This window comes from Paenibacillus ehimensis NBRC 15659 (assembly GCF_004000785.1).
GTDB classification, from domain to species: domain Bacteria; phylum Bacillota; class Bacilli; order Paenibacillales; family NBRC-103111; genus Paenibacillus_G; species Paenibacillus_G ehimensis.
The window spans coordinates 1-19451 of sequence record NZ_BILX01000078.1 but is presented as its reverse complement, the minus strand read 5'-3'; the positions used below and the strand labels follow the sequence as shown (position 1 = coordinate 19451).

Sequence of the window (19451 nt, the reverse complement as noted above, 5' to 3'; positions counted from 1 at the left end):
GGAAACCTACTCCATGCGGCCATTCGTAAGCAATGCGGCAATCCTCATCTCAGTAGTGACTTTCGCAAAACCAATAGAGGAACCCAGATGCGCTAAGGCACCTCAAATAGCCTCATTCCGAAAATTGAGGAACTCAGATGCGCAATTATCCCGGCTCGACAGCAAAATCCAGCCAATTCGGCATCATTCGCCAGAATAGAGGCACCAAGTTCCTCTATCGCCCTCGGCAACGAGCAAAACAGCCGAATAGCGAACGTCAGTTCCTCTATCCCTGGAAATCTCCCCCTGCGACCCGTCATCCAAGAACCATCATCCAAGAGAAATCAACGCTGCACGGGCTTGCAAACCGCATACAGCATCAGCGCCAACGCAAGCTTGGGATTCGCGTGACCGATCCCAAGCGCGTCGCCCTATGAGCGCACAACCTTGCCCGCGAACGATATCTGCAGCGGCCAATTGCGAAATGGAGCAAATAGCTCCGCTCCAACAGCTTCACGGCAGGGGTGCGAACGCTTCCGCCAAACGAACCGAAAAAAGGAGGAGTCCCGATGTACGCAATTCATTGGCCTAATGCGATCTTATTTGCCCTTCTTTTCCTGGCCTTTCCGATCTACGTCATTTACCGGCTGCAGACGATCTCCCGCAAGCTATCCCGTATCGAGCAGCTGCTGCTCGACCGGAAGCGGGCGGAGCTCAAGGCGGACAACGCCCGCATCGCACAATCGCAAGAGCCCCCCACCGCCTAAGGGTGTTTTGGCAACAGCCCTTAAGCGACGGGGAGCTCAACTGCATAGCATACATAGCCTTCGCAGCGGACCGATCCGCCCGAAAAACGCGCTAATTCAACGCGCGATGATCGGGCGTCCGCTCGTACAAGCTCCGGGCCGATGACTTAAACCTATGTCGCCGTTACAACCTGCTTGTAATAATCGTCGATGAGAACGGCCTTGCCGCCGTTCAAGCGGGACTCCTCGGCTGCGAACGCCATCAGATGGCTGCGCACGGAGGCGCTGGCCGAGGTCAGGCTCTCCCCGCCGGCATTGCTCCGCACCTCGCGCAGGAAGCTGCGCACGATGCCGCTGTCCCCGCCGCCGTGTCCGCTGACCTGCGGCGGAATCTCGATCTCCGTCTTCTGGTGCGTCAGAAAATCCATCAGCGTAATGGTGCTCTCTTCCCCGCGAAGCTCGCCGCGCGTGCCCATGATCTGGATGCGGCGTTCCTGCTCCCGCGTAAAGCCGCACATACTGAACATCGCCGTAGCTCCGCTCGCGAATTCCATGTTCACGACCTGATGATCGACCACGTTGTTGTCGCACTTATAGACGCAGCGGCCGTACGGCGACTCGCGCAGTCCCTTCACGATGTTCTCCCGCGTCAGCTCCTCCGTATAATGGCGCGCCCAGGCCTTGCCTTCGCCCAAGTAGAACCGGGGGGCGGAGTAAGGACATTCTGCCTCCACCGCGCAGCCGTCGATACAGTAATCCGTCGATCCGGCGGGCGCATTCCCCGAATGAAAATGCATCAGCGAGCCGAACGAGCTGACCTTGATACACGGCTGGTCCATCAGCCACGACAGCACATCCATGTCGTGACAGGATTTTGCCAGAATCATCGGACTGGATTTGTCCGAGTTGTTCCAGTTGCCGCGAACGAAGCTGTGGGCGATGTGCCAATAGCCGACATTTTCGTTCAACTGAATCGACACGACCTCGCCGATGCGGCCTTCCGCGATGATCTTTTTCAATGTAGCCCAGAACGGCGTATAGCGCAGCACATGGCAGATCGTCAGCAGCCGGTCGTTCGCCAGCGCCCTTCGTTCCATCTCCACGCATTCGCGCGGGTCCGGGGACATCGGCTTTTCGAGCAGTACGTGGTATTTAAGATCCAGCGCCTGCAGCGTCGGCTCATAGTGCATCCGGTCCTGGGTACAGATCATGGCGATATCGGCCATCTGCGGACGGCTGAGCAGCTCCTCCCACGTCTCGAAGCAGTTTTCCCGGGAAATACCGTGCTCGGCTGCGAACTTGTTCCGGCGCTCGGCGTTGGGCTCAGCGACGGCTACGAATTTCAATTCATGCGGACAATCGAGCGCGTACCGCGCATAACCGCCGGCCCCTCTCGCTCCGGCTCCGATCAAGACGGCTGTCATTGGTTTCATGCTCTCGGGCTCCTTTTTCCGAATATCGTACTTGCCGGCCTTAGGCCTTACTGCCAACCGACTTTGGCATTGTTGTCCTTAACCAGCTTGTTCACTTCGTCGATGACTTCCTTGCCGCCCTTCGCCATAAATTCGTCTACCATCTTATCCCAATCTGCAAACGGACGCTGGCCGACGATCATTTTCGTTTTCTCGTCGTTCAGGAACTGGGACAGCTCGGTCCATTTCGTGTTGTACAGCGGCGACTGAACGGCCATCACGGGGCTGAGATAAATTTTGGACGTCTTGAGATACGCAACCACCGATTCGTTAAACTGCCTTTCGAGCGGCGATTTCGAGCCTTTGATAAACACTTCGAGGTCCTGGTCGTTCGGCGCCCAGCCTTCGGTATTGATGTAGGCGCCCGGCGCAACGTTGGAACGGTTTTCCTTAATTGGGATCGGCACGCCGTCTTCCATTTTGTAGCCTTTGCCTTCCTTGCCGTTCAGCCAATCGTACTTCTCATTCTTCGCGTTGCGTTGGTCCGCCGGCGTGAATTCGCGGAAATAGTCCATGATTTCGAGAATGCGCTGCACTTTCTCCGGATCGTTCTTCAGCTTGGCGCTTAGCAAATACATTTTGTAGTACCCGGCCAGCGAGCGGATGCCCTGCGTGCCGTCCGGCGCTTTGAAGGCGGGCAGCGGCGCAAGCACCGCATTCGGCGCGTTCTCGGCCAGCGTCTTGTAGTTGATCAGATTGCCGCCCGGCTCCTCGTACCAGATGCCGACTTTCCCGGCGTTGAACGCCTTGAACACGTCGTTGTAATTCGTGACGGCCCAGTCTTTCTTGATGGCGCCTTCCTTGTACAAATCGCTCAGGAAGCGGACAACCTCTTTGCTGCCTTCGCCGATGTCGGGGATGTACTGCCCGTTCTTGTCCTTTTCGTACCAGGCGCCGTAATACGGGCTGAACGTAGGGCTGTAGTAGATGTTTTTGGCCAGCCCGAGGCCGATCGTATCGTCCTTGCCGTTGCCGTCCGGGTCCTGCTTCGTGAACGCGATGGCGACCTTTTTCAGCTCTTCGTAATTCGTCGGCATCGGCAGTCCAAGCTTGTCGAGCCAATCCTTGCGGATGACCGGCTTTTTGCCGCCCTTGGCGTTGAAGAAATAAGGAACCGCGTATACTTTGCCGTTCACCTTGAGCATATCCCAGACGTTGGAAGGCACCGGCTTGAAGGAGTTATATTTGTCCAGATAGTCGTTCAGCGGGAGAAAAGCGCCCTGCTTCGCCCATTTCATATAATTGGCATCCACCAGCTCCATGCCGATGACGTCCGGAATATCGCCCGAGGCCATCGTGACGCTGAGCTTCTCGTCATACGTATCCCAAGGAACATACTGCGGCTTGAAGTCGACGTTGAACTTCTCGTTGATCGCTTTGACCGCTTCGCTGTCCGGCCCCGGCACCGGATTTTCCCACGTGCCGGAGAACCAGGTGATCGTAATTTTTTTGTTTTTGGCGTCCGCGCCGCCTTTGCCGGCGTCCGCCGCACCCGGGTTCGCTCCTCCGGAGCAAGCTGTCATACTGCCCGCTACGGCGAGCGAAAGCAGAACGGAAACAGACCGTTTCATTGTCATGGATGCATATCCTCCTTAAGGTGTAATGCTATGGTACATCAGTCAAACCGATTCTCCAACCCCTAGCCTTTGACCGAGCCCAGCATCACCCCTTTCGCAAAATGCTTTTGCAGAAACGGATACAGCACGAGGATCGGGATCGTCGACACCAGAATCGCCGCCATGCCGATCGTTTCCGCAGGAGGAACCTGCAGCCCCCGGGCCGCCTGCACCCCTTCGGACAAAATATTTCCCGCCTGGCTCAGGATCACGATCTGCCGCAGCATCACCTGCACCGTCCATTTGGCCGGATCGTTCAAATAAAGCAGCGCCGAGAAATACGTGTTCCAATGGGCCACGGCGGAGAACAGCCCGAAGGCGGCCAGCGCCGGCTTGGACAGCGGAAGAATAATACGGGCGTAAATTTGCAGGTCGTTGGCCCCGTCGATCAAGGCCGACTCCGTCAGCTCGTGCGGTATATTGAGAAAAAACTGCCGCATGACGATCAGATTGTACGAGTTGATGGCAACGGGAAGAATTAACGCCCAGTACGAGTTGATCAGGCCTGTGGCGCTGACGATCATATAAGTCGGGATAATGCCCGCCCCGAAGACGAACGTGAACAGGACGAGAAACAGAAACACCCGTTTGCCGAGAATGTTGCGCGACAAGGCGTAAGCCATCATCGAAGTCAGGAGCAGATTGACGAACGTGCCCACGACGGTGACGAAGATGGTCACGCCCAGCGAGCGCACGAACGAATCCGATTGAAAAATATAGGCGTACGCGTCGAGCACAAAGCTTGTCGGAACGAGCAGCAGCTCGGTCTTGACGTACTCCGTGTAGGAAGTAAACGACACGATCGTCATATAGTAGAACGGGAATAGCATCAGCAGCGCGATGATCACAAGGAGCGCCCCGTTGACGGCCCCGAACGCTTTTTCCTGCCATGTGCGATTACGAATCATAGCGTTTGCACCTCCGTATCTTGCTTTATGCCGCAGCCGCAGGTAAGATTAGAACACGCCTTCTTCGCCGAAGCGCTTGGCCAGACGGTTCGCCCCGATAATCAGCAGCAGGCCGACGAGCGATTTGAACAAACCGACCGCGGTGGCGAAGCTGTAGTCGGATTCGGTCAGGCCTTTGACGTACACATACGTGTCGAGCACGTCGCCCACCGATTTGTTGAACGGGTTGAGCATCAGGAATATTTGCTCGAAGCCCGAATCGAGCACGCTGCCAAGCCGCAAAATAAGCAAAATCACAATCGTGCTGCGAATGGCGGGCAGCGTAATGTGCCAGATTTGCCGCCAGCGGTTGGCTCCGTCGATGACGGCCGCTTCGTACTGGCTCGGGTCTACGGCGGCCAGCGCCGCCAAGAAGAGGATCGTGCCCCAGCCGGATTCCTTCCAGATCACCTCAAGCACGACCAGAGGCATGAACCAGCCCGGCTCCTGCAGGAAGGCAACGGGTCCGATGCCGAACAGCACGTGCAGCAGCTTGTTCACCAGCCCTTCGGACTGCAGGAACACCGTCACCATGCCGATCACGACGACCCAAGAGATGAAGTGCGGCAGGTAGACGATCGATTGGATGACGCGCTTGAACCATTCGCGGCGCACCTCGTTGAGCATCACGGCGAGCACGATCGGCACCGGAAAGGCAAAGGCGATCTGCAGCAAGGACAAGTACAGCGTGTTCCAGAGCACCCGCAGAACTTCCTTGTCTTGGAAGATGCGCTCAAAGTGCTTCAGCCCGACCCACTCGCTGCCCCAGAAGCCTTGGAATGCGCTGTAATCCTGAAAAGCCATCATATTTCCGGCCATGGGCAAGTACTTGTAGACGATAAAGTACGCCAGGCCCGGGAACAGCAGCAGATACAGGTAACGCTCCTTCCACATCCGGGACAACAGCAGCCGCCGGCGCGAGCTGCCGGATACGGACTCCGCTGTAATACGGGAAGGGTTCGGATCGGGCGATGCCTTGGCTGTGAATTCCGTTTCCATAAGAAAACTCCTTTCTCGGTTTCATTGGGACTAGCGGCAGGTTCGTATCCATTATCTTGCAACCGCTTCCAGTCTATTTTGAGACTTAAGGGCCTGCCCCGATCCCGGGGCCGCAATGTTATAATATAGTGAGAATTCGGCTGCGAAAACCGTCGCTATTGCCGTTTTATCACGGTTTTCGGGATTTCCGTAAAACAGTGAAGCATTCGAAAAACAGACCTATTCCAGCCGATCCGCGGCACGAAGGGAGTAAACCGCCTTTGCCAAGCATCCTCCGCATCAAAATGAAAGCGCGTTCCGTTTTTTTTAAGCTGCTGCTCAGCTTTCTCGGGGTAATCGTTCTTCTGGTCATCTTCGAGCTGCTGACCTATGGATTTTTCCGGCAAAGCCTCCGCGATGAAATCATCAAATACAATACGGTCAATTTGACGAATACGACGAACGATTACGAGCAGCATTTCCAGCTGCTGGAGAATACGATGCTGAATTTGTACCTGAACCCCCGGCTGCAGGAGTTGAACAGCAAGCCGTATCTCGATTACGTGGCGGCCAACAAGGTGACGGACTATCTCAGCAATACCGTATCGAATCAGGCGCTGTATTTGAACAATTTGTTCATCTATGACGTCAAGCATTCGCTGATGCTGGAGAAATCGCGAGGCGCGACCCCCGAATCCATGTTCACCGAATATTACGTCAACCCGGTTTACACCTATGCGTTCTGGAAAAAGCAGTTCGAGCAGGCCGCCCCGATGACGATCTATCCGGCCGCTTCCTATCTGAGAAACGGCTCGCCGGGCGATACAACCGGTCCGGTCTGGCCCATGCTGGTCAAAAGCCGCTTTTATCCGGATTTCATGATGCTGGCGTTTGTCGATGCCGACCGTATGTTTCAAGCGTTCCACCGCTCGGTCAACGACAATTTTTACGTATTGGACGCAGACGGCCGTCTGCTGTTCGCCTCGGGCTCCGCAGCCGACAAGCCTCTGCCTGCTCTGCCTCCGGGACAGGATTGGGTGAAGGCGGATAATCAGTACTTCTTCTACACCACCGGACCGAAGACCGGATTCACCTATGTGAATCTGGTGCCGGACGGCCATATTTCGTCTCAATTGATCAAGCTGAATCTGACCTTCGTCGCCGTCCTGCTAGTCGCTATCGCGGCCAGCGTCACGGTATCCGTCTTGTTCACCGTCCGGTTCAACAATCCGGTCCAGCGCATCGTCGACTCGATCAAAAGCTTGAACGAGCAGGACACCGTGCCCCGGCACGACAACGAATTCGAGCTCATCCGCGGCAACATCGGATTTTTGCTCCAGCAGCGGCATTTGCGGCATCAGGATCTGGAGGAGAAGCATGCGCTGCTGCGTTATCACAGCTATATGAACAAGCTGAAAAAAATCCGCGGGCTGCCTGTCACCGGCGAGGAGCAGCTAAGCGAACAGAAGCCGTTCCGGGTCGTTCTGTTCCACCTGTCGTTCAATCACCCGTTTCACACGGAGATTCAAGCGGAGGAGGAACGCGCCGCCTCGTACATTCGCGAATACATCAACCATGTCGTCACGAAGGAACTGGAAGGGTCGCTTACGTTCCAAATCGAGCGAAATCAGATTTTATCGATCGTGCATCCGGAGCCGGGAGAGGAAGACCGCCTGAGCACGGCGCTGGACGGCATCGTCGGCGTGCTGAGCACGGACAAAGCCTACTGCTTCCTTACCATTGCCGTCAGTCCGCTGCATGCCCATACCGCAAGCCTGACCGACGCCTACGAGGAGGCGCTGGGGATGATTCGTCACCGGCCGTTCGACGACGAGACGGTCGTGCTCGAAGCGCACAATGTCCCGCAAGAGCCGTTCGTTGTGCCGGATGCGCTGATGCAGGAAATTAAAGCGAACTTGCAGGCGGGGAACGCCGCGAACGTATTGCAGGCGCTGCGGCGCCTCATGGCGCAAATGGAGAAAAGGAAAGCCGACGCGCTCGCCTTCCGCGAGTTTGCCCGCGAAATCACGCACAAAACGACCCGGCTGCTGCATGGCATGGGGCTGGACAGCGGAAAATTAACGGACCTTGAGCCGGAGCAGCTCCATACCGTCTCTAAGCTGGACCGCTATTTCGAAGCGCTGATCCACGAAGCCTGCCGGCGCATCAACAATAAAAAAGAAGCGGCCGACCCGATTATTACCGGAGCGACCGCTTATGTGACGGAGCGATATACGGAGGATATTACGCTGGACCTCGTTGCCTCTTGGCTCAACATTACGGGAGGCTACTTGTCCACTTATTTTAAAGAAAAAACGGGCATCAACTTCCTCGATTTCGTCAACGACGTGCGCATCGGCAAAGCGAAGGAACTGCTGCGGCAGACCGATCTGCGCATACAGGATATTGCCGGACAGGTAGGCTACCAGAATATGAACTCGTTCAACCGGATGTTTAAGAAGATTACGGGCGTTACGCCGAGCGAGTATCGCCGGTCGGGGCCGCAGGTATAGAGAACCGGCCCAATAAACCGCCCTTCCTTGTTAAACGTCAAAAATCGTCCGGGATATCAAGGCCGGCCTTTTCGGCCTGTTCAAGATGATATTTCGCCAAACGCTCATCCGCATAGTCCTTTTCGTTCCGATAAATTCGGGCCAGCTCGATATGGGCATGCGGATAATCTCTTTCCAAAGCGGCGTTAAAATAAGCGATGGCCGACGGGATATTTTTGGCGATGACCAAATCTTGACTGTAGACGATCCCCAGATTATAGGCCCCTACGCTGCTGCCGGCTTCATAATCCTGGCGGTAATAATGCAGCGCTTTTTCATGATTCCCTTTCAGGTCATGAAGATAGCCGAGCCAACCGTAATCCGGCGAGCCCAATTCTTCGCCCTGCTCATAATGCCGGAGCGCCTTGTCCAAATCTTGCGGCACCAGCTGTCCCTCGTAATAGATGGCTCCCTGATTGTTGCGGGCCAGCCCGAGACCTCGGTCTGCAGCTTTGCCAAACCAGCACAGCGCCTTGTCCGCATCCGGCTCCGTTCCTACGCCGTGCTGGTAGCAGCACCCCAGACCGTTCATGGCATAAGGGTTGCCTGCCGCAGCGCCCTTTTCGTACCAATAGAAAGCTTTATCGTCGTCGAGATAGCCCTCCTGGCTGTAATACATTTGGGCCAGGTTGTTCATCGATGGGGTATAGCCTTTCTCGGCCGCAAGGGTATCGTAGTAGAACGCTTTTTCATAATCGCCTGCGTCGTAAGCCTCCAAGCCCAGGTTGTACAACGTTTCGACCGGTGTGTATTCGTCAACGCCGCCGGGATCGGGGCTGTCCGCTTTGGCATAAGCTATCAAACGCTTGCGTACGTCGGCGTCAAAATAATAGTTATAATACGTATCCTCGGCATCCTCCAGCACTTCGGCTCGATCGGCTCTCGACAGCCCATGCTCTCCTACCATATAAACTTCGGGGCCTTTGAAGGCATAAGCAAAGCCGTTCACCGGCACTTTCTGCGCCACAAGATCGAATTCGAAATCGCTCAGCCGCTTATCCGGCGAGTAGGCGATGCTCCACAGCCCGTTCCGCTTCAACGCAAAGGCATGCTCGTACAGCCAAACGATGTTCTCGTAATCGTCCAAAGGAAATAACCACGAAGGGTCGTCCGTGTCCCCGTTAAATACGCCTTTCTGCCCGTCCTTTTGCGCCAGGACCAGGTTGCTCGACATGGAATCGACGACGGCCTGCAGATCGATCAGCGCATCGTATTCGAAAGGCAGCAGAAGGCTTTCCTGCCGCTTGCCAAAAGCGCCGTGCTTTTTGCCTTTGCGCAGGATGAGCAGATTCGGGAAATAGGTTTGCCGGTTCAGTTTATCGAAGCCTGACACGCAAACCGTGCCGTCTTTGTTGTACAAAGTATGGTGACTTGCATCTTTGTGCGGCTTGACCAGGATAACCCCCTCGCCGATCGGCTCTACCGCAGCTAACGGAAAGTCTCCGATATAGTTCCAATATTCGTTGAAGATTTTGCGGTTTTTTCGCCCTTTCACGGCCGTATGGTAATACTCCCCGCCGAACTTGAACGGTTCTTCATGCTCGAACGGTACGATGACGGAACCGGATTCGTCCAGCACGCCCCAGCCGCTGTCTTTCTGCGCTGTAAAATATGGGCCGTCCAGCGCTTCCAAGCTCTCGTATTCGGTTGGCGCCACCATCCGGCCTTCGATATTGATGAGACCGAATTTATCGTCCCGTTTGACAATAGCGGAAGTCGTGCCGTATTCAAAATCGAAAGCATCGTCCCATTCGAGCGGGATGACGAGTTTCCCTGACTTATGTACATAGCCGTATTTGCCCGCCCGGGTGACCACGGCAAGATCTTCGGAGCTGAAATCGTAAAACTCGTCAAATTGCGGGCCGAGCAATACGTTTCCAGCCTTATCTTTCAGGCCCCACAAGCCGTTTTCCTCAAAAATTTCCACATCCGTCTCGTCTTCGTAAGGCTCCCAAATCGACGCCCAGCCGTATTCGTAATTCGGATAATTGAGCAGCTCGGCAAACGAGGCGAAGCCGGGGTTCACGTCCATGAATTCGGAATAGCGCAGCAGCGAGATGTCGTCGTTGTCCATCGCTTTGGTGATGATCCGGTTGTTGTGGGCGATATTCGCCCGCCATGCTTCCGCCTGCTCGGCATGAGGGATGTCGTCCATATTGAACACATCCCAGGCATCGAGATGGAAATACGGGAGGTCTAACTTTTCAAGATAGCCGAGCAGCTTCGTCTTGGCTTCGGCAAAGGCCGCTTTGTCTGCAAGCAGCCCTTCCTGCTTCTCCAGAAACTCGTAAAACCGTTTCAGGTTTTCGATTCCAGCCGGGGCATTGTAATACAGTCCCGCATTGTCCGGCTCCGTATGGTTGTTATAATTATTGCCGTCGATAAACCCTCCGTCAACCAAAAGAGGCTGTAATAATAGGGGCATTTCATAGCCCCATTCCATCATCATCTTATCTTCATCCTGCGCTTCGGAAGGGGTGCTGACATTGTATAAATACACTCTGTGCGACATCGTTCTTCTCCTTAGTAGACTCTATATCCGTTTATGCTGCTTCCAGACGCGGTAGCGCTCCGAAATAACCGGCTCGATGATCCGGTAATTCTCGATCGTATCCTCCACATGGTAAATCGTCGGCAAGCCGGCTGCCAATATTTCCGCGAAGTCCGCGGCCGTATAAACATCGTTATGGATATTCAGGTATTCGCGCGCAAACGCATCCGCTTCGTCCGACAATTCCTTCGAGGTCAGCACGCCATCCCAGTTTTCCCGAAAAAATTGGGCGCCTGTCATTTCATCCCGTTTCACAAGCTCGATAGCTGGCGCATCTTCTTTCCGGCTTCGCTTGCTGGACAGATCGTTTTTGATCACCCACGCGACGAACATACCGGTCGGGACATAGGCTTGAAATACGTCCAATTGTTGCGGAAAGTCTCCCTCGTAATGCCACTTCGCTTTATCGAACACGTACAGCTCTTTTTCCTTGATCTGAAACAAGACGTCCGTTGATTCCTCGACGAAGCCTTTAGCTCTCAGCTTATGAGCTAATGCATTCAATCGATCGACGGCTTCCTGCTTGGTTGGATACGGCTCGTAGGTCGGATTCATTGTCTTTTTATCGGGATACAGCCGGCCTTTAATGACATTCAGGATATAGACCTGCGTTCCTTCCGTAATGGCCAAATGCACATAATCTTTAAAGGTCTTTCTCTGGTTGGTTACTACCGTTTCGATCTTTTTTGTCATCGTTCTCCCCAAATCCGTCATTCGACATCATACGAAGCCAAGCTTCCATATTTACCAGCTTATCTTGGATTGCCTTTTATGGGAATCCAGCAAATTTACCAATCTCAACCTGTTTTCTTCCAGAGAAAATCGCTCTTACATGCCACCTGCCGAGGATTGGCATTTTTTCTGAAAAGCCTATTTCCGCCCACCATTTTACTATATACTGGTGCTATTGTGCATTTTAGATATAGATTTTAGAAAAGACGGCGGAGTGAGTGAAGCATGAAAATCTTATTTTTGCGCAAGTTGACCATGATTGTATCGTTATTGGCTTTATGCTCGGGGTGCAAATTAGCTCCGGCTGCCACGTCGTCTGCTCCTGCAGAATCAGGAACAACGACCCAGATTGCGGCGCCGGCGTCCCCCCAACCCCCGGCTCAGCCTCCTGCAGCGCCGGAAAAACCAAAGCAGCCGGAAGCATCCCAAGCGGAAGTTCTACCGACAAAACCGGTCGCTGCACAGGAGCAGCCGATCGAGGGGGCTTATGCGAGAGCCGGGGAGAACCCGCTTTGGCAGGGCAGGGCCGAAATCAGCAAGCGGGAAGACGGTACTTATCATTTGGAAGTGAATGTGACGAGCGGATTCGCCCATCATATCGGAACTATGGAATCGGATTTTACCATCACCTCCGGGAAAGTGAAATTGCTGAATGAAGAGTACGAAGACGTAACGGTAACCTTCGCCGAGAATCGACTCGTCATCGATTATCCTGAAACCCAAGCCTTCGGCGGGCATAATGCGGAGCCGCGAGGAACTTATTATTTATTCAAATCGCCGATCGATCTCCCGTTTCTTGCCAAGCTCTACGATGCGGCCAAGATCGAAGATTCGTACCGGGGAGGGTTTTCGCATGTATGGACGGTTGAATCGGATCAAGGAAAGCAGCTGTTGCTGCTCCAATCCTATAGTGCGGTCAATCGGTCTAACCTCGTTTCGGAGCAAGTTGTCGTTTATAACGAATCCAGCAAACAATTCAACGTTATTGGCGAAATCGATGCGGTGGGCCGAAAAAAGGTGGCTGACCTTTTAAAAGGGTTAGGTTATTCGGAAGATACCGTATACCTGGCAACACGAAAAGCCGAGTTCGACCGATACCAGGAGACGATAATGCAGAGATTCGATAACGCGGGGAACGATGGGCTGGAAGCTCCCCTTTCCGAACAGGAAGCGTTCTTTATTGCAACCGGAATGGAAGGGAAAACAAGCCATGCCGACAACCGTCGCAATGAAGACAACATGGGATCGATATTCATTCAAGAAGTTTCCTCATCCAACGACGAGAAGGTGACGATCCATGAGTACGAAGCGGTGCGCAATGGAGACGACGACGAACACACGGCAACGGGAAACTGGATTCACGTAGACCGAGCCACGGGAAGAGTTACGGACATGTTTGACGAGTAGTACAGCGACATGCAGCTTGAAGGCCTATTTTATGAAAAACTCAACCCGTAAACGGGATGTTCTTTCCAACCAAAATATTTTATAATAAAGGGGTTAATTTCTACGAAGGACAGGTGAGAGGGAACTGAAATACGGAGTAATCGATCGCGTGGTGAGCGATCTGCTGCAGCGCTCGGGAAGCAAGGTCTCGGTTAAGCTGAAGAAACATTTTCCCGGTGGGCGCCTGGTAGGCGGAAAGTATCAAATGGCTTCGCATACGGTAACATTGTACGAAGAGGAAATCAAGCGGCAATGCTCCCGGCTGTTCGGCTCTCTGGACCGGCTGGAAGAATATACGGCCGTCATCTTCGCTCACGAGCTCGGACATGCGGAGGATCCGCAGTTGGAAGACTTATCGCTTCTCCTGGACGGAGAGCTGACCATACAGGAACGGAATTGGACCGCCCTGCAAATCGAAGAGAACGCATGGCGCTATGCGGAAAAGCTGCTTGCAGACATGGATCAGGCGTTTCTCGCAAAAATTATTACCGAATCCCTTGCCGCCTACCGCGAGAAAGTGGCAGGCGATATCGCTTAATGTGCAAAAAGTCAGAAACCCCTGCGGGTTTCTGACTTTTTTGTATTAGCCTTATTCGCGCTCGCGTTGACGGGCACGGGCTTCGCCGCCCTTGCGGCCGGCTTCTTCCCCGCTCATCTTGCCGTCATCGCTGTCGTTGCTGTCGTTACCGCGGGCTTCGCCGCCTTTTTGACCGATCTCTTGGTAAAATTCACGATCATGTTTTTTTGCTGTAGCTTCTCCACCCATACGTCCTGCTTCTTCACGGCTCATTTTTCCATCACGATTTTGTGCCATTCTGAATCACTCCTTTTGGGTTGTAGTTGTTTACATGTCTTTATTACCCTTGTCCGCCCGGATGAAACAGATATGGCTTGCCTTCTTTACGTTTTTTGGCATATTCCGCCGTTGCTGTAAAAAGGACGTCGGAGGATGAATTAAGTGCGGTTTCAAAAGAATCCTGTAAAACGCCGATGATGAAACCTACACCAACGACTTGAATCGCAATATCGTTCGGAATGCCGAATAAGCTGCATGCCATTGGAATGAGCAAGAGCGAGCCGCCGGCAACCCCTGAGGCGCCAGCAGCAGCTACTGCGGATAGAACGCTGAGAATAAGCGCCGTACCAAAATCCACTTTAATGCCAAGCGTATGAACCGCTGCAAGAGTCAGGACAGAAATCGTAACCGCCGCGCCCGCCATATTAATCGTAGCACCTAAAGGAATAGACACCGAATACGTGTCCTTATCGAGCCCCAGTTTTTCGCATAATCTCATGTTAATTGGAATGTTTGCAGCTGAGCTTCGAGTAAAAAATGCGGTGATTCCACTTTCTCTCAAGCAAGTAAACACGAGTCGGTATGGATTTCTGCGAGTATTCAGGAACACGATTAACGGATTCACAACCAGCGCTATAAATAGCATGCATCCAATAAGAACGAGAAGTAATTTTCCGTAATCGAGCAAGGAGTTAAGCCCGTTTGTTGTAATGGAATCAAAAACAAGTCCCATGATGCCTATCGGTGCCAAATTGATTACCCATTTGACGATATGCGATACCGCATCTGAAAAATTAGCAAGCATGTTTTTGGTATGATCATGAGCACTTCTTAGAGCAATGCCAAGAAGGATGGCCCAAGCCAAGATCCCAATATAGTTGGCATTCATCAGGGCGTTTACCGGATTATCAATAACCTGAAAAAGTAATGTCTTTAATACTTGTACAATCCCCTCAGGTGGAGTCAAATCTTTGGCCCCTTTTACAAGAGACAAGCTGACCGGAAAGATGAAACTTGCAATAACTGCTGTCAGCCCAGCCAGAAAAGTACTTATCCCATAGAGGACAATAACCGTTTTCATATTCGTTTGATGGCCTTTTTTATGTTTGGAGATGGCGGACATCACCAGGAGGAAGACTAATACGGGCGCAACCGCTTTCAAAGCGGAAACGAATAAAGAACCGAAAATGGCGATCCCCTTTGCATTAGGAACCGTTAAAGCCAAGATAATACCAACGATAATTCCAATTAGTATTCGTTTTACCAGGCTCAATCGGTTCCATTTTTGTACTAATGTTGACATGAATTCCCTCCGGCTTCAATATAGAAATAGTACTTAGCCCAGTCATCAGTTGTCACGGGGCAAGTATATTTTAAGGTTAGTTTAACACGAAAATTGTCCGTTGTGTGCATGTATGTAAAATTTATAATAATGGTCTATTTTTTAACTAATTTGATGCATTAATTCATGGTTCATTTTCAACCTTCCAGCTAACTTTTATACATCCATTTTCCATCCTATTTCCCTTCCGCATCCCTCAAACTCGACTATCGCAATAATTTATTCGGATTCCGCCAGAGGTTTGTGTCTCTATAATCTCATTTCGACAGCTATATAACGAAAACGCACGAATATCCCAAGCAGCAAGGTCTACTGGGATCGTTTGACGGTAACCTATTCAATGCGCTGGTAGAGAAGATCTCCCCAGCGCATTTTATTTTTATCCTGAAGAGTGAGATGGAGATTGAAACATAAGTAATAAAGACTAAGCTAGGGGAATTCTAAGGATTTGACCTGCGTGGATCATATCCTGACTTAAACAGTTCGCTCTTTTAAGCAAAGCTACAGTGGTTCCAAAGCGTTGAGAAATTCCCCATAGCGTATCTCCCCACTGTACAATGTATCGCTGAAAAGCTCTGGGGATATAAAGCACCCATCCGACTTGAATAACGTCTCCAATACAGTTTGCCTTTTTGATTAGTCCCACAGAAACGCCAAATTTACGTGAAATTTCCCAAAGGGTATCTCCAGGCTGAACAGTATAAACTCTCATCAAAACAACTCTCCCTTGCCGTTTGGAATTTTATTACAAACCCATTGTATGATCGTATCAGATATTTGCCTACGGCTGATGCCTAGTTATAAAGCCATTTTTCATGAAAAACAACTCACAGCTCGTCGTCTGCCCAGTGTTTGATGATATGGTTCATGTTCTATTTAGTGTAAATTCACACACATCGGGCTCTAAAGAATTGAACCAAAGAAAACAGTGAACCTCCCGATGTTTAAAAAACTAAATAACCTTAGTCCCGAACTACCGAACTAAGGTTAACTAAAATACGTTCCTTCCTACCGCCCGCACGATAGGAATAGCTTTTTATAAACTGTTATGCTCCCAATCCCTATAACCTGGCAGTGATCATAAAACATGCAGAGTTGGTTTTAATTCCTTTTTCAGTTTGATTTTCCGTAATAGTGTGTTTCAGCAGAAATATCAGGTCTTCGACCGTCTTGTAAAATTCAATGACGTTAAAATCAAATGACTGTATATCTGTAAAGCCCGCTTTGCTTAATTCGGTAATGTATTGGCGTTTTAATGTACCTCCAGTTGTCCCTCAAGACTGCCCTCTTCCGAACGTAGAAAGCGAACATTGGCTCTGTCTGAACAGGCCAAATTTTTAGTTGCGGTTTCGATCATTCCAGTTGATTGATCCCCACTAACAGCCAAAAATGATTATTATTTCTCTTGACTCATCTTTTGTTCCTAGAACTACAGATTCTTGTATTACTTTCGTAATATCAGCAATCTGCTGAGCATCGTAAGTTAGAGTCATTTCCTCTTTCGAATCAATCCCTAGTATAATACCAAAATCATGGATTTCCCTATTCTGACCGACAAACCATTTATCGATATTGTAATTGTTTGCATTCAGATAACCACGTCTATCAAGAATAAAGCCAATAACAATATCTCTATAATTTTGGAAAATTTCTAAAAACGAACGTACTATTTTTTCGGTCTGGTCTTTGGTAGTATGTTCTATACCCAATTCAATGATGGACAGTTGATCTATATTTCTAACGCGGCAGTATAAGTCCTCGCCTTCCCCCCACCACCATTGGAAACTAACTTGATCATTCTGAGCAAGATTTTCTAACAAATCATCTCGCGAATAATCTCCAATATCGTAGTTCTCATCTAGCATTTTGACAAAGCCGTTACATGGAGCGATTAAACCGATTCCCTGTTGCAGAAATAATTTCTCAATCATTAGAAATAATTCTGTACCAGTACAAGCGGCATACAAGGAAGCTATACCATCTGACATATTAGAACCTCCTTTATCATTAATCAAGCTTGAAGGTAAAGACATTGTTTTCTCCTAGGGTCTTTTTAGCGATATCTATAGCTGCTTGTGGAGTACCCTCTTCCAGGTAAACCTGTGCAGGAACTCCTCTACTGTTTGCAACTTCCTGCATTTTCAGTAGTTGAGTTTTAAACTTTCCTAAATCATTAGCTTTTGCAGGTCCCCCAACCTCAATAATTTCACCATTTGGACCAGTAACGTCAACATCAGTAACGCCTAGTGAAGTCTTTACGGTCGGTCCTTCGGTAACTGTACCTCCAGTAATGTCTGCAACTCTTTGTGTACGGATTTTGCCGAGATCATTGGCGGCTTTTCCCACCCCCTTACCTAACCCATTTAGTATTCCAAAAACGGGTATGCCGACTAGCTCCTGAGCTTTTTCCTTAGGTGCTAGATTAGGATCAAGAAGAGTATTAATATCATCGCCAATTAACATTTTGTAGCCGGAATCCATTCCACTTAAGGTACTATTTATACCCCTGGCTTGATCGGCTTTTTCGGTGACCCAATCTTTCGTATTGTTGAGCGTTCCTAATACTGCCTCTTTTAATACATTCATAGACTGATATTGGCTAGAATTATCAAATGGAGTATTTCCTGAATACGCTAAGAGAGATACACGCTTATCTTTTTTATTCGTCAAGTTTTGGATTGTGGATTCACCTGAACTGCACCGTATGCTATCCAATTGATCCCGCTTCTGGCGTAAAATCAGTTCAAACTCCAATGTCCCTTTCCATCCGTTAACCTGTTCATTATATCCGTGAACGTATGCATGAGTAAATACGAGTTCTCGTATGATCTTCTCATGCCTGATGATTTTTACGGTAACGCTTCGATAATAATCATTGTCCGGCCTATACTCGGTAAGGGCCCAGGCATACAGCGTATTGGAGTTATCCGCATCTTGTTCTACAGGAGGAAGTAACCGAAGTGGAATCTCACCCCTGATCTGAATCGAGTGCACCGCATTATAAGCTTTGGCAAAAAAATCCACCGGGCTTGTATTGATATAGCTATAGCCCGTAATTTGCCCGTTGCCAAGCTCAATCGGCTGATCACTGGACTCTCGCTCAACCCTCAGCAATATACTCATACTGCATATCTCCCTTTTGGCTAACTACTCCTGGCTTCCTACAACCAATTCCTTATCTTATATATATCGGACATCTTCATATTCTATTTAATGTAAATTCTCATACACTTTTGGATATATGGGAAAAGAAGATTTTCGAGATATGATCGGCAGCCTAGACTCCTTCCTCTTGACAGCTCGACGCATGTGGAGTGGCGTGGTAAGGGTATGATGAAAAATATTGGTGCACAACGGATAAAGAGCAGTGGCAGTATACCCCATATACAAAAAATCGGACAGGGGTCGAGCGGGGGAATATTCTTATCATACTAATCATATGGAGCGTAGATCGTCATTAATTTTTAAGCCCTTCTAGTTCTGCCAAGGTGTTCGGCAAATCTTCCTTTTCTACATCAACACCAGTTGGCAATCGGGTCAAACGTTGTTTAGTTCAAGCATAAGAAATATACTTGGATTACGGAAGGAGGTTGAAAAACATGGAGTTTAAAATCGAAAAACTTAACTAAACTATGGTGGTTGTGAGGTATGAGCGACCACCAATGCTAAAGACAGGTGGTTAAATATGTCAAACAAACCGTACAAAATCGTCGAACGTCCCCCAACTGTTCTCGAACATCAAACATTATGGGAGGCGGTTGGTTGGGGAAAAGTCAATATAGAGATGACAGAACAATCAATTGCTAACTCAATCTATTGTGTAGTTGCAATAAGCGATGAAAACGTAATCGGTATGGGACGGATTGTTGGCGATGGAGCAATGTACTATTATATACAAGACGTAGCTGTATTACCCGAATATCAAAACCTGGGAATAGGCAAACAAATTATCGAGAAACTGCTGCACTACATAAAGGATCATTGTTCCGGGGCCGGCTTTGTCGGTCTATTCGCCTCACATGGAAAAAATGAATTTTACGAAAAGTTCGGATTCCAAGACCACTCGCCCGGAATGACAGGGATGTTCTTGATAGTAGGCGGCTAAGATTAGTCGCCTCTCCAGTTGCAAAGGAAACATACCGGCCTAGGACAAGTTGAAACCAACTTTCAGCCGCCTTGTATTTTACGTTTGCCACAGCTAATCGCCGTAACAAACTGCCGCACGAAAGTTCATTTTGGCTTTGTTCACAGTGCTTCCACAGACTCACGGCCCAGCCTCGTCGACTCCCTCTAG

The 19451-nt window shown here is 50.4% G+C and carries 17 protein-coding genes; 6 read left to right on the top strand and 11 right to left on the bottom strand.

What is annotated here, in order from left to right; translation table 11 throughout:
• The first annotated feature begins 137 nt into the window (after nucleotides 1-137).
• Nucleotides 138-416 (top strand): hypothetical protein, encoded by a 279-nt coding sequence (locus tag PEH01S_RS28730; RefSeq protein WP_127489585.1) that lies wholly within the window; start codon nucleotides 138-140, stop codon nucleotides 414-416.
• A gap of 132 nt (nucleotides 417-548) precedes the next feature.
• Nucleotides 549-746: a hypothetical protein gene (locus PEH01S_RS28725; RefSeq protein WP_127489583.1), complete on the top strand. Its 198-nt coding sequence runs from the start codon at nucleotides 549-551 to the stop codon at nucleotides 744-746.
• 152 nt (nucleotides 747-898) lie between these two features.
• Here PEH01S_RS28725 and PEH01S_RS28720 read toward each other — a convergent pair whose 3' ends face one another.
• The 4 genes from PEH01S_RS28720 to PEH01S_RS28705 form a co-directional block, all read right to left on the bottom strand.
• A complete protein-coding gene (locus tag PEH01S_RS28720; RefSeq protein ID WP_127489581.1) occupies nucleotides 899-2158 on the bottom strand; it encodes a Gfo/Idh/MocA family protein in 1260 nt (419 codons plus the stop codon).
• A 47-nt stretch (nucleotides 2159-2205) separates the two neighbouring features.
• Nucleotides 2206-3774 carry an extracellular solute-binding protein gene (locus PEH01S_RS28715; RefSeq protein ID WP_025845853.1) on the bottom strand — a complete coding sequence of 523 codons (1569 nt, stop codon included), beginning with the start codon at nucleotides 3772-3774 and terminating at the stop codon, nucleotides 2206-2208.
• A gap of 62 nt (nucleotides 3775-3836) precedes the next feature.
• Complete coding sequence (locus PEH01S_RS28710; RefSeq protein WP_025845851.1) at nucleotides 3837-4721, bottom strand: carbohydrate ABC transporter permease; 885 nt, start codon at nucleotides 4719-4721, stop codon at nucleotides 3837-3839.
• 48 nt (nucleotides 4722-4769) lie between these two features.
• Nucleotides 4770-5759 (bottom strand): ABC transporter permease, encoded by a 990-nt coding sequence (locus PEH01S_RS28705; RefSeq protein WP_025845850.1) that lies wholly within the window; start codon nucleotides 5757-5759, stop codon nucleotides 4770-4772.
• A gap of 260 nt (nucleotides 5760-6019) precedes the next feature.
• On the opposite strand from PEH01S_RS28705, the gene PEH01S_RS28700 reads away from it, so the two are divergent.
• Nucleotides 6020-8251 carry a helix-turn-helix domain-containing protein gene (locus PEH01S_RS28700; RefSeq protein ID WP_127489579.1) on the top strand — a complete coding sequence of 744 codons (2232 nt, stop codon included), beginning with the start codon at nucleotides 6020-6022 and terminating at the stop codon, nucleotides 8249-8251.
• A 37-nt stretch (nucleotides 8252-8288) separates the two neighbouring features.
• Here the strand turns inward: PEH01S_RS28700 and PEH01S_RS28695 are convergent, their stop codons facing one another.
• Both PEH01S_RS28695 and PEH01S_RS28690 read right to left on the bottom strand, forming a co-directional pair.
• On the bottom strand, nucleotides 8289-10802 hold the full coding sequence (locus PEH01S_RS28695; RefSeq protein WP_127489577.1) for an SEL1-like repeat protein: 2514 nt from the start codon (nucleotides 10800-10802) through the stop codon (nucleotides 8289-8291).
• Between the two features lie 21 nt (nucleotides 10803-10823).
• A complete protein-coding gene (locus PEH01S_RS28690; protein ID WP_127489575.1) occupies nucleotides 10824-11534 on the bottom strand; it encodes a DUF7832 domain-containing protein in 711 nt (236 codons plus the stop codon).
• A gap of 264 nt (nucleotides 11535-11798) precedes the next feature.
• On the opposite strand from PEH01S_RS28690, the gene PEH01S_RS28685 reads away from it, so the two are divergent.
• Entirely contained in the window at nucleotides 11799-12980 is a 1182-nt protein-coding gene (locus PEH01S_RS28685; protein WP_127489573.1) for a hypothetical protein, read from the top strand.
• Nucleotides 12981-13128: 148 nt separating this feature from the next.
• On the top strand, nucleotides 13129-13557 hold the full coding sequence (locus tag PEH01S_RS28680; protein WP_246063093.1) for a hypothetical protein: 429 nt from the start codon (nucleotides 13129-13131) through the stop codon (nucleotides 13555-13557).
• A 51-nt stretch (nucleotides 13558-13608) separates the two neighbouring features.
• On the opposite strand, the gene PEH01S_RS28675 is transcribed toward PEH01S_RS28680, so the two are convergent.
• From PEH01S_RS28675 to PEH01S_RS28650, 5 genes are all read right to left on the bottom strand, one after another.
• Nucleotides 13609-13833 (bottom strand): KGG domain-containing protein, encoded by a 225-nt coding sequence (locus PEH01S_RS28675; protein WP_127489569.1) that lies wholly within the window; start codon nucleotides 13831-13833, stop codon nucleotides 13609-13611.
• Nucleotides 13834-13876: 43 nt separating this feature from the next.
• On the bottom strand, nucleotides 13877-15118 hold the full coding sequence (gene sstT, locus PEH01S_RS28670; protein ID WP_127489567.1) for a serine/threonine transporter SstT: 1242 nt from the start codon (nucleotides 15116-15118) through the stop codon (nucleotides 13877-13879).
• Between the two features lie 463 nt (nucleotides 15119-15581).
• Nucleotides 15582-15869, bottom strand: a complete 288-nt coding sequence (locus PEH01S_RS28660) for a LysM peptidoglycan-binding domain-containing protein (protein ID WP_025845838.1) — start codon at nucleotides 15867-15869, stop codon at nucleotides 15582-15584.
• Between the two features lie 664 nt (nucleotides 15870-16533).
• Nucleotides 16534-17190, bottom strand: coding sequence for a hypothetical protein (locus PEH01S_RS28655; protein WP_127489565.1), 657 nt, complete (start codon nucleotides 17188-17190; stop codon nucleotides 16534-16536).
• Nucleotides 17165-18280 carry a hypothetical protein gene (locus PEH01S_RS28650; protein ID WP_127489563.1) on the bottom strand — a complete coding sequence of 372 codons (1116 nt, stop codon included), beginning with the start codon at nucleotides 18278-18280 and terminating at the stop codon, nucleotides 17165-17167. The genes PEH01S_RS28655 and PEH01S_RS28650 overlap by 26 nt, the downstream gene beginning before the upstream one ends.
• Before the next feature lie 562 nt (nucleotides 18281-18842).
• Here PEH01S_RS28650 and PEH01S_RS28645 point away from each other — a divergent pair.
• A complete protein-coding gene (locus tag PEH01S_RS28645; protein ID WP_127489561.1) occupies nucleotides 18843-19262 on the top strand; it encodes a GNAT family N-acetyltransferase in 420 nt (139 codons plus the stop codon).
• Nucleotides 19263-19451: the final 189 nt, after the last annotated feature.